We start from the raw sequence: 12550 nt of genomic DNA, 5'->3' as shown, positions 1-12550 counted from the left end.
GTGCAACTGTATACGGCGTAGAAGCCACACAGCCGAAACCGTCTTTTAAGTATAAGGTATAACTTCCAGGGGTTAAGCTGAATGTCGGGCTGGACTGGTAAGTTATACCGTCTTTGCTGTAGGTTAATGATCCTGTGCCTGATCCTGTAACGGTAACCGAAATTGGTGTTCCCGTATAGCACTGTGCCGCCGGAGCTGTGATCGATGGAACGCTTTCTGCTCCGATAGTAACTGTCGCCTTTGTGGTACAATCATTAGCATCTTTTATCCAAACATCCCAAACCAAATCTGCTCCTGAATTAGTATCTACAGTCTGAACAGCATTAGAATTATAAGCAGATGTTGGAGCTGTAGATGGGCTTTTGGCGTAAGCATAAGAATAATTAGGAGTTCCGTTTGCTGCTACAATTGTAATTTGCGAATTATCATTATTGCAATTTACTTTCGTTGGAGTTGCACTTGTAATTGATAAAGCTGCCACTGGCTGCGTAAGCGTTACGCTATAAGTTGCAGGGCAATTGGTTTTTCTATCGGTTACTGTAATCGTATAGATTCCTGCAGGCTGTGCTGTAGGCACACTAATCGTAGTAACAGTTTCACTAACATTATTAGCACTCTGAATAATTGCATTAGCGGCATTTTTAATTACATAATCATAGCCTCTGTCTTTTACACCATTTACTGTAAACTGAATTGTTCCTTTATCTCCAAAACATTTAATAGGAGTAAGCACAGATCCTCCAGCAACAATATCTGGCACACTTTTTACATTATAATCTAAATCAAAACTACATCCATTTTTATCAGTAGCTCTAAAAATATAGTCCCCTGGATCAAGACTATATTGTCCAGATGCTTCAATTGGAATACTAATACCTGAAGGAACAGCAGTTACTTGGTAACGAATAGGGGATAATCCACCTATTGCCTGAAATTTAACATGCGCCTTATATGCCGGACACTCTAAACCAGTTTCAAAAAACACATCAATACCAGTAATAAGCACCTTAGGCCTAATTATTGCTTGTAGCRGACCAAATTGACAGCCATTAGCATCTTGGATATAAGCCGTTACTGTCTGTGCAGTCCCTGTAGAATAAGTATTTCCAGTTGTAAAATTAGAAGTTCCGTTAAAACTATATTTATAAGGTGCAGTACCTCCAGAACCATTAACTGTAACTACAGCATCAACAGTACCTGCACTACTACAGCCCAATTCTGTTGCATTAATAGTTCCTCCAACTGCAGCTGGATTTATTATCGTAACATTGCTGACTGCAGATTCACAGCCTTTACTGTCAATAACCTTAATATTATAAGTTCCAGCAGCTAGGCCTGTAAATTGATTAGTAGTTTGAGTAGTATAAGCAGCTGCAGTGCTTAATTTAATTGCATACGTATAAGCAGCAGTTGAGCCATTAGCCGCAGTCACTGTAATAGTGCCGTCATTATTATTATTACAAGTAATGTCGGTTGTAACAGCAGTTAATGTAGGTGTCGTTTTTGCAGTAACAATAATAGTATTACTCGTTGCCGGACAGCTTTTACTGTCATTTACAGTAAATACATAACTTCCTGCAAGCGTAGCTGTATAAGGGAATGTTACTGAAGTAGTGGCACCGCTATTACGTGATACCGTATAAGTATAAGGAGCTCCATAACCGCCGTTCACAGTAGCGCTAATAGATGCATTTGCTAGACAGGTTAAATCTTGGTCTAACTTTGCAGTCAAAGTTAACTGATTCTCAATCTTGATATTGTTAATTGTGGCCGTACAATTATTACTGTCGGTTACTACAATAGTATAAGTTCCTACTCCTACTGTATTAAAGGTATTACTTCCTTGTGAGGCTCCTCCGTTTAGGCTATATGTATACGGACTTAATCCTCTCGAAACAGAAACCACTAATGAGGCTTGATTAACTGTATCAAAACAAAAATCAGACGATGCGGCCAAACTCGCAGTAAAGCCTGTAGGAGAGACCACATTTACTGAAGCGCCAACAGCACTAATACATGAACTGACATCTCTTGCAAATACCGTATAATTCCCATCGGATACATTTGTGAATTGTGCGTTACTGTTAAAAGCAGTTATTACTGTAGTTCCATTTGCTGCACGCAATTCATATTCATATCCTGGTTTTCCGCCACTGCCTACCGCAGTTATTGTTGCTCCAGTAGTACAAGTTGGTAATTTGGTTATAGAAGCTGTAACTGTTACACCTGTTGGAGCGTTAATATCTTGTTTTAAAGTATACTGGCAAGCACCTGTAGCATCATTGCGAACAATAATAGTATGAGTACCTGTCCCAAATCCTGATAAAGCTAATGGAGAAATCGTTGTTGTTTGAAAAATACCTCCGTCAACTGAGTATTGATATCCTGCAGCACTAAAGTTTTCGGCCGCAATAGTAATTGTTCCATTGGTTTCACCAAAACATTTCACATCTGTAAATGTTGGAATAGAAGCTTTAAATGCTTTGCTTCCATCAACTTTAATCAGAAACGATCTTTCGTTACCGCATGCTTTTGGAACTTGATACGCATGAATATCATCGACTGCTAAATCATTTCCATCAACAACCTGACTATTAGAAATAATTTGAAATTCTAAAGAAGTATTATTTCCTGGATTCAATGTCAAAATTGACCCTCCTGCTAAATCTGTACTCGAATGCCATATTTCATCTCTTGGGATACTTGGCATGGCTTGAGAAGCGATTACAGTTGTCCCTTTTACCAATTGAACTCTCAATTGAGGTGAAGGCAAATTATTAGTGGTTTTCAACAAATTAATCATGTACAATGACACATTAATCTCTTGATTTGGTATAATATCGTTAATTGTTTTTTGATATAAAACTGCTCCAAGAGGAATAGTTTTACCAATATTAACAGCCAAAAATCTTCCATCTGTAATAGCTGGGGTACTGTTTAATACAGCGGTATGGTCTTTTGGCAAAAACCAGTTAAAATCGTTAGCATGATCTGGTAATAAAGCTTTTGTAACTACATAGTCTCCATCATTCATTAACCAAGGATGCCAATCAGACAAACTGCACGTTGCAAATGCCAATGTATTTCCGTCCTGTTTTTCCCAGCAATAAGCAGCATTTATACCTGGCGATGTTGTATCATCTCCTCTGCCAAAATCTTCCTGCAGTAAATTACTGTAACTAGAAACTGTTTGAACATTATATTTTACAATTACCGTATGATCTCCAGAAGGCACATTTGTAAAAACATTATTAGTTATTGGAGAATTAGGTACTGCAGGATTTGTACCTGTTTGCAAATAATATTCATAAGTATAAGTCGTCCCACCTGATGTAGTTGGGTTATTTACAACAACAGTAGCAGTAGCAGTACCATCACAATTATAAATAGTATCAATGTTATCTTGAATATTTGGATCGGCCGGTTTTGGATCAAGAGTTACCGTATATGGTATTTTGAATACACAGCCTAAAGCATCTTTAACAGCCAAACTATAGGTTCCTGCTATAACATATTTTTGTGTTACATTTTCCCAAGTATTGCCACCGTCAAAACTATACTGATAAGGAGCTGTACCTCCTTCCACATTAGTAATACGTAAAAGTCCTGTAGGCTGACCTCCTACTAATGGACCGCAGCCAGCCAATTCACCAACACCTGCAGACGCAGTAACAGCTGAAGTCGGACCKCTGATGTTAATTGTCTGAACTGGATCAAGAGGACAAACAACAGTTTCAGTACCTGGCCAATTTGATATTGGATACGTAACACTAAAACGAACCAAAACTTTATATTGTCCGCCATATAAATTTAAGAACTCAATGCCTGTAGCATTTCCTTGAACATACGTAGCTCCATTGTCAATACTGTACTCAACTTTATAACCTGTACTACTGCCGTTTAGAGCGATACTTATTTTGGCTTTCTCATCATAACAATTTGTATTTGTATTCGTAACAGTATAAGTTGGTTTTGGCAATAAATCCACTTGCTGTGTTACTGTTACTTCACAATTATTTAGTCCTACTACTCTAATTGTATATAAACCAGAAGAAGTAACTTCAATTTCGTTTGACGATTGAAAAGTAGGAGACCCGTTTACAAAATAAGAAAAAGTATTAGAATAGTTTTTGTCTTGCTGCGTATCAATCTTAATAATCCCCTTATTACAATCCGTTAAAGGAATTTTTATAGATGGAGTCGCTTTAATCTGACCAGCAGATTCAGCAATAGCAACATAATACTGAGTATATGTACAGCCATCAGCCGTTGTAACAGTATATGAATATGCGCCTGAGTCTAAACCTGTGAAAGTAAAATCAGAATTTGCGGTGGTAACTTTATTTAATGAAGTTCCATTTTTAAAAATCTCATAGGTATAAGAGCCTCTTACATCATTTGCAGCCACCTTAATACTACCCTTTTCACCATAACATAAAGGACTAGTTACAAACTGATCCACAGTAAAATTCCTTTGTCTGATCTGAATGTTTTTTATTTCAAAAACACAAGGATTTGTAGTTACTCCTATTTGTTTAATAAAAACAGTATATAATCCAGCCGTACCTATTGTAAAACTATTACTGCTTTGATAAGGAATAGACGGTGTCGTACCGTTAACACTACTAATGCTATACTCATATGAAGTAAGCGGAATACCGCCAATAGTAATATTTCCTTTGGTATTACAAATAATATCAGAATGCGTTTCAGTAGGGTTTAACGTATTTTGATAGACATTAAAATAAAAGCGGTTGAAACAATTCCCCGGATAAGTCAAAGTTAACCTAAACTGACCTGAAGTATTTGCAGTATAACTAGCTCCTGATCCCACTTGATTCCATTTACAAGAACTACTCTCATTAGCACAATTCTTATCGGTTACAGCGGAACAGCTTGTTTCGTCTAATTTCTCCCAAACAATTGTAGAACCATCTGAGATATTCGTATTAATTAGTCGAGTGGAATTGGCACCGCACAAAAAGATATTTGGCAGTAATTTTCCAGCACCACCGCTGACACAAGTAACAACTTCATCAGCAAACGGAATTACAGGATTGGTCATAATTGTTCCAAAACGTGCAACTGTTACCTCCTCTGTTATAGATAAACAGGGAGCTTTAGCAGTATTATAAACATAATATTTGCCAGGATTGGTTACTGTAAGCGTTTGACTGTTACCAAGAATAGTTCCGCTTGTAGCACCAAATTTATCAAAAGGAGCAGTTGACCACTTATAGCCATCATATCCATTTGCTGCCTTAATATCAACACTATTACCGCACAAAATTTCACTCTTAGTAAATTTACAGCCATCAACACCAACTAAAAAATTGGTTGACTGAGGTGTTCCAATATTACAGCTTGTAAAAGAAGATAAACTTGGATCGTCTGTTATTTGAGCCGTATTGATTTCCCCTTTGTAAGTTGCATAAGCCGAATTTTTTATAATATTAGAACAGGCATCACTCAGCTGATTACAAGAATCAACTACTTTAACTTTAAAACGAATCTCATATCTAGGATCATTTTTTTCAACAAACTGCTTAGGAATCGTAAATATAATCGTTCGAGTTGCTGCATTATAAGTATGCGTCACTTTATAGGTTACTCCACTAATAACAATATCTGGTGGTAAAGACGTTATATCAGCAGGATAATTAAAATTAATATTAATTGGCAGAACATCTTTAATAGTAAAACCAGTCGCATTATCATTACCTTGATTTTGAAAACCAATGACGTAATTTAGTTGTTGGCTTAAAGTTACATTAGCTCCTCCAGCATCAGCTCCTGAATTGTCTTTTACTTCTTTTGTCAATAAAATTTTTGGCTCAATGATATCTACTGCAAAAGTTGTTACAAAAGCACCATACCCATCACCGTTTGTGGTCAGCATTAAATCTCCTGCACTTTCATTATTTGGAAGCACTGAATTTCCAGGGTTCGGAATAACCACATTATCTATATCAAAACCAAGTGTGTTTTTACTCGTAGGGTTTCTATTAAGTACATAAGCCCCATTATTTGAAATAGTAGAATTAAAAAAATTGTTAGTAAAATTAAGAGCATCAGAAATTATAGTATAAGAAGAATTTGTTGCTGCCTTAAATTGAAAAGAATCTCCAGAAATATTATAATCTCCTTCTAAAGCAGAAACACCAATTTTAGCATTTACAGGAAATGGACTTGGTAGTGTTTTAAATCCAGAAACAGGAATATTTAAAGTATTAGCACCTTGAACACCAGCATATCCATCGAATACTGAAATAAATTTACTTGGCAGAGTAGGGCTTTCATATACAACAACAAGGGTCCAACCTGCAGCACACCCTCCATTTCGTTTACCTCTTGTTGCTCTTAAATTAGCCAAGGTATAAGTTCCGTCTGCATCACCTAAAACAGACAACAAACTAGTTACATCCTTAAAACAAATTATAGGAGAATCTTTGAATGAATTGTTAATATTTGTATAGTTATATCCATCAAAAATCAATTCTTTTGGATCTGTTTTACTGGCAATCAAATCGACATAATTCCCTCCCGGGACTTTAAATTTTACTTGATTCCAATCATTTAATCTTGGAGTTCCCACAAAATTTTGTCCCCAATCTGATCCTACTTCATTAGGGTAAATTGAAGCCCAATACAACCCAGCCCAAACAATTTTTTTACAGGAGTTATTGATTTTTAAATTGGCTGAGCTTGAACTAAAAATTCCGGATGCCCCACTATCGATATTTATATAGGTACCTGTCTTACCATTATTATCAATACCGAGATTATCATTAGGAGTAGAAGCTTCACTTGCCGTAATAATACTATTCCCTATTAAAACAACATCTCCTTTTACCTTAACATTACCTCCTGCAAGTCTAGGACTAAAAGGGGTAGCAAGTTGCGAATAACTAGAAAATGTAGTTAGAAAAAAGAAAAAAAATAATCCTAGAATAATTTTACTTTCTGTCAAAAAAGAGTTTTTTTGAAAAAATAAATTTTTCAAATTTTGCAATTTGTTTATAGAAGAAATATTGCAAAATAAGTTTTCAATCAAAGATGATAACCAATGACAAATTTTAGAAAAAGTAGGTTTTTTCATGTATTTATATATTTATTTCTAAACATCTTTTCTTATTCAATAGGGCATCTGAATAAGAAATGATGCAAAGAAAATTTTAATTAAATGCGTTTTTTTAACAATAAATTTATGTTATCACAGTGTTTTGTAGTAAAAAACACTAGTAAAATCATTAATTTAAAGAAATTTATATTTTTTTAAACTTTCTTTAAGACAGTTTTTTTATGATTTATATTACAAATACTGTCTTAAAAAAAATAAAAATAAACATTTTAAAATAAAATCAAATAGAAATACAAATTATTTTATGCTAAATAAATCTGAATAAAATTATTTTTCAATTTTAACAATAACCATCTTTCCATTATATGGCTTATTTCCTTTTTCCCCTAATGCATCTGTAGCTTCCTGTAAATTATCAAACTTATCCGTATAAATAAAATACCTGCTTGTATTTACATCATAGAAGAAATTCACATTTGACTGTCCGGCAGCTACTGTCTTAGTGACAAATGCATCTCTTTTTGATACATCTCCATGTACTGCCAATATCATATAATAGCCACTTTCAAGGTTTTTATTATTTTTAATAATCTGCATATTTGCCTGATTATCTCCAAAATCAAAATCTTCCTTTTTCAATGGAACACTACTCACTTTAGTAGTTGCTTTTATTTGTTTTAAAGTAGCCATATCCTGTGCTAAACGATCTTGATCATTTGAAGAAACCGCACGTTTGATTCTACGTTTTTTCTCAATTTCAGTTTCAACTTTAATTTTTTCCAAAGTGGTAATTAAAGCAGAATTAGATTGTTCCGCCTTAGCCTGTTCTGCTTTTAAGTTTTCTATAGTTTTTAAATAATTCTGATTAATAAGATCATTTTTAGAGGTCTTCTTAAGCCTTTCATTGTAAAGCTTGTTAAACTCAGCCAAGTTATCAGCTTGTGTCTTATTTATTTCAGCGATTTGCGTTCTAATAGATTCTAGCTCGGCATTCTCTCCAGCTGTGCTTTTAAACTCTACTGCAGCATTTTTCACTATCCCTTTATCACTTAAATCATTCTCTTCTCTCATCTCTTTCAATGCCTTTTCTTTATTAGCCACAGATGCATCCAAACGAGTCAGCAATTGTTGCTGTCTCCTTTTTGAAGATTCAAGAACACTTGTCAGGTTGTCCATTGATTTACCATATTCATCTTTAGGCATAGCATCTGCTTTAGCTTTTGCTAATGCTTCAATAGCAAGCTTTGCAGCAGCGGCAGCTTCAATTTTTTCCTGCTCTGCCTGAGCGTCTGCTTTGGCTTTGGCATCAGCGGCTAATTTGGCGGCGGCGGCATCTGCAATCGCTTTAGCCTTAGCGTCGGCAGCAAGTTTTGCTACAGCTGCTTCAGCATCTGCTTTCGCTTTCGCGGCGGCGGCTAGTTTGGCGGCTGCTTCAGACTTAGCTTTCGCTTCTGCATCTGCTTTGGCCTTAGTCTCTGCCGCAAGTTTAGCGGCTTCTGCATCTGCCTTGGCTTTCGCATCGGCGGCTAATTTGGCGGCTGCTTCAGACTTAGCTTTTGCTTCTGCATCTGCTTTGGCCTTAGTCTCAGCCGCAAGTTTAGCGGCTTCTGCATCTGCTTTGGCTTTCGCATCGGCGGCTAATTTGGCGGCTGCTTCAGACTTAGCTTTTGCTTCTGCATCTGCTTTGGCCTTAGTCTCAGCAACAAGTTTGATCGCTGCTTCTGCATCCGCTTTCGCTTTCGCATCGGCGGCTAATTTGGCTGCTGCTTCAGACTTAGCTTTTGCTTCTGCATCTGCTTTTGCTTTAGCCTCTGCCACAAGTTTAGCGGCGGCTTCTGCATCTGCTTTAGCTTTCGCATCGGCGGCTAATTTGGCTGCTGCTTCAGACTTAGCTTTTGCTTCTGCATCTGCTTTAGCTTTAGCCTCTGCTGCAAGTTTAGCGGCTTCTGCATCTGCTTTGGCTTTCGCATCGGCGGCTAATTTGGCTGCTGCTTCAGACTTAGCTTTTGCTTCTGCATCTGCTTTAGCTTTAGCCTCTGCTGCAAGTTTAGCGGCTTCTGCATCTGCTTTGGCTTTCGCATCGGCGGCTAATTTGGCTGCTGCTTCAGACTTAGCTTTCGCTTCTGCATCTGCTTTGGCCTTAGTCTCTGCCGCAAGTTTAGCGGCTTCTGCATCTGCTTTGGCTTTCGCATCGGCGGCTAATTTGGCTGCTGCTTCAGACTTAGCTTTYGCTTCTGCATCTGCTTTGGCCTTAGTCTCAGCAACAAGTTTGATCGCTGCTTCTGCATCCGCTTTCGCTTTCGCATCGGCGGCTAATTTGGCTGCTGTATCTCCTTTAACCTTAGTCTCTCCTTCTGCATCTGCTTTCGCTTTCGCATCGGCAGCTAATTTGGCAGCTACTGCCTCTTTGGCTTTTGTTTCAGCTACTTTTTTTGCTGCTGCTGCATCTGCTTTAGCTTTCGCTTCAGCAGCTAATTTTGCTGCTGCTGCATCAGCATCAGCTTTTACTTTAGTATCGGTAGCTAATTTAGCAGTGGCAGCTGCTTTAGCTTTATTTTCAGCAATCAATTTTGCATTGGCATCAGCATCTGCTTTCGCTTTAGTGTCGGCTGCTAATTTTGCAGCTACAGCCGCTTTAGCTTTATTTGCTGCGGCCAACTTTGCAGCAGCATCGGCATCCGCTTTTACTTTAGTTTCAGCAGCTAATTTCTCTTTAGCTGTAAGTTCTGGTTTTTTAACTGCTAATGCAGTGGCGGCATCCGCTTTGGCTTTCGCATCCGCATCCAGTTTCTTTTTACGTTCAATAGCCAAGGCATCAGACTTAGCTTTTGCTAAAGCAACAGCATCAGCTTTAGCTTTATTAGCCGCTTCTAACTTAGCCTTATTAGCTTCAGCAATTTTAGCCTGTTGTGCAGTTTTGGCATCAGCAATTGCTTTGGCATTCGTTTTTGGAGTTGCTGCAACCTTCTTTTGTATTGGAGCAGGTTCAATTAAAGCCCCTTCTTCTTCATCGTCCCCATAATCAAAATTCTGATTCTTGAATTTATAAGCCAAAACAATTATATGAGAACCTCCTAATTGTGAAATATCACCCAACCCCATACCATAGGAATATTCAAGAGCTATTTTTGGAGTAATATTAAGTCCGAAACCAGCTGTGGCTCCTAATACAGAATTATAGCCTGCTTGTGCCCAAATACCTTTTGGAATAGTAAACATAGCTGATCCTGAAAAAACTGTTTTGTCTTTATTAACTTCTGTTTTGATTATACCTGAAAACTTACTTTTGTCAAAGAAACCATAAGAATCAAGGTAGCCAGTGTACATAACATGTCCTTCAATACCTTGGTTAGGGTCATCCTTCATAATTCCTGAATTAAAATTATAAGTAACCAAATTGGTAAACGAAAGTCCGAAATCCAAAAAAGCAGAACCATAATTAATTCCAGGATTAATGGTCAGTAAAGTATTGGATGGGATATTATCTAAAGAAGGATCTGGAAAATTAGAAATGACTTTACCTTTATCTAAACCACTTTTATACGCACTTAGATTAATACCAAAAGTCAAATTACTATCTTCCTGCAAAACGATATTGTGAGCAAAATTAGCAACAAGACCAAAAGTGCTAAATACTCCTTGTGTTTGCTGAAAAACACCTAGCCCAACTCCTTCATTCTCTTTAAAACGCCCTGAATAACTTAATAGATTAGTTTTTGGTGCGTTTTCAAATCCTGCCCATTGGGTCTTATTAAACAAAGTAAGATGAGTGCTTTGCTGTCTAACAAAACTGAACGTTGGATTAATTATAAATGAATTAAATTTTAAAGAGTTTCCTGGTGGGATAACATAAGATACAACACCGTCTTCTTGTTGTGCATAGAAAACATGAACAGAACAGCAAAAAAAGAAAACGCTTAATAAAATTTTTTTCATATTATTTCAGAAGAGTTATCGAACCCTTTTTGGCTGATTCGCCATTTGGAGCAATTATATAATAATAAACAGGGTTGAAATTTTTGAATTCAATATTGGTTTGTGGCCAGCCATTATAATTATCGTAGTTATCGGTTTCGAAGACGATTTCACCCAAAGAACTTAAAATTGTTACATGGGTATTTGTATTGCTATATAAGTCTGGAATAATCCAAGTATCATTAGTACCATCATTATTCGGTGAAATGACATTAGGAATTTTTGGCACATTATAATTTATTACTGTGCTATATTTTACTTTAAATAAAAATGCACAACCTGAAATAATCACTTTATAACTTCCAGCAAGAGTTATATCCAAATTACTTTGCGTAGCACCTGTAACAGGACTATTATTGAAATACCATTGATAAGTCGGATTTGAAACATTAGTCGTACTTGTCACTGTTAATGTATTTCCCTGTTCGACTGGCAATGTTTCTCCCTCGGTAACAATACTGCCATTAGCGCTTAGGCTGGCTGTAGTTTTTAAATCAATTTTAGCAGTATCGTTACAACCTCCAAAATCAATATCACAAGTGTATGTTCCCGGAACATTTGCAGTATATGTTTGACTAGTAGCACCAGTAATAATAGTGCCCTCTTTTCTCCAAATATAAGAATTACCAGAAGCTGCAGTTAAAGTTGTAGTTTCGGAAGAACAGAAAGGATTCCCTTTACTTGATGTAATTGTAGCACCTCCGCTTCCAGAAGAACTTATAACATCGATTCCCTGCGATCTAAAATTATCATCCGAACAAGGTCCATAATTTAATTTTGCATAATAAAACCCAGGATCATTTACAACTATTGAACTAGACGATTGGCCAGATATTAAAACATCATCTTTATACCAGTTGTATTTTAATTGAGGAAAATTGCCCGGTGATGAATTCGGAACACTTGGATCTGGGTTATAAACAGTTAATGTAACACTTCCGCCACTGCAAAAACTAACAGAAGTCTTCTTATCATTGATAAAAAAAGCCCCGTTATAAGCTTTAAAATAGGCTGAAAAAGATTTGGTGTTCATCGTCCCAAAAATTGTAAAACTAGGACTTACAAAACCATTACTGCTTTTAATTCTTAATTGATATTTATCAGAACCAGGTAAATTGGTTGGAATAGCAAAAGTTAATGTTCTATCAGTTGAAGTATCCGGAGGAGTTCCTGCCAAAGCTGCCAAAGGAATTGTAGCTGTCGGAGTTGTAAATAAGCCTGTTGGATCTGACAACTCAACAGTAAAAATTACATTTGAATCAAAACCAGCAACTTTGAATTGCGCCTGATATTCATTAAATACTTGATTCGGATCTGTAGGATGTGGACCGCCTGCACAAATTTTATCAAATGGTAATTTTTGCGGTGTAATTGTTTGTGCAAATACACCTGATGCAGTAAGAAGCACCAACAGCATTAAAAAAAATAAAAATGTACAAGAAGAAAATAAAAAAGTAGGTTTTCTATTCATAGGTCGATATTTATTGCATTTCA

3 protein-coding genes are annotated in these 12550 nt (G+C 36.6%); all 3 read right to left on the bottom strand.

Going from position 1 to position 12550, the window contains the following annotated elements:
- The coding region (locus AC1DVP_RS19475; protein ID WP_477185141.1) for a hypothetical protein at nucleotides 1-6970 on the bottom strand (6970 nt) is incomplete at its 3' end.
- Nucleotides 6971-7408: 438 nt separating this feature from the next.
- Entirely contained in the window at nucleotides 7409-11017 is a 3609-nt protein-coding gene (locus AC1DVP_RS19470) for a PorP/SprF family type IX secretion system membrane protein (protein ID WP_477185140.1), read from the bottom strand.
- Nucleotide 11018: 1 nt separating this feature from the next.
- Nucleotides 11019-12527, bottom strand: coding sequence for a T9SS type B sorting domain-containing protein (locus AC1DVP_RS19465; protein WP_477185139.1), 1509 nt, complete (start codon nucleotides 12525-12527; stop codon nucleotides 11019-11021).
- Between the last annotated feature and the right edge of the window lie 23 nt (nucleotides 12528-12550).

This window comes from Flavobacterium sp. P3_A6 (assembly GCF_056403035.1).
Note: the sequence above shows the minus strand (reverse complement) of the source record. Positions and strands in the feature narration are given on the sequence as shown.

What these genes read in the sequence shown, in the direction of transcription:
- AC1DVP_RS19465 (WP_477185139.1), bottom strand. Translation starts at nt 12,527, where the DNA reads ATGAATAGAAAACCTACTTTTTTATTTTCTTCTTGTACATTTTTATTT.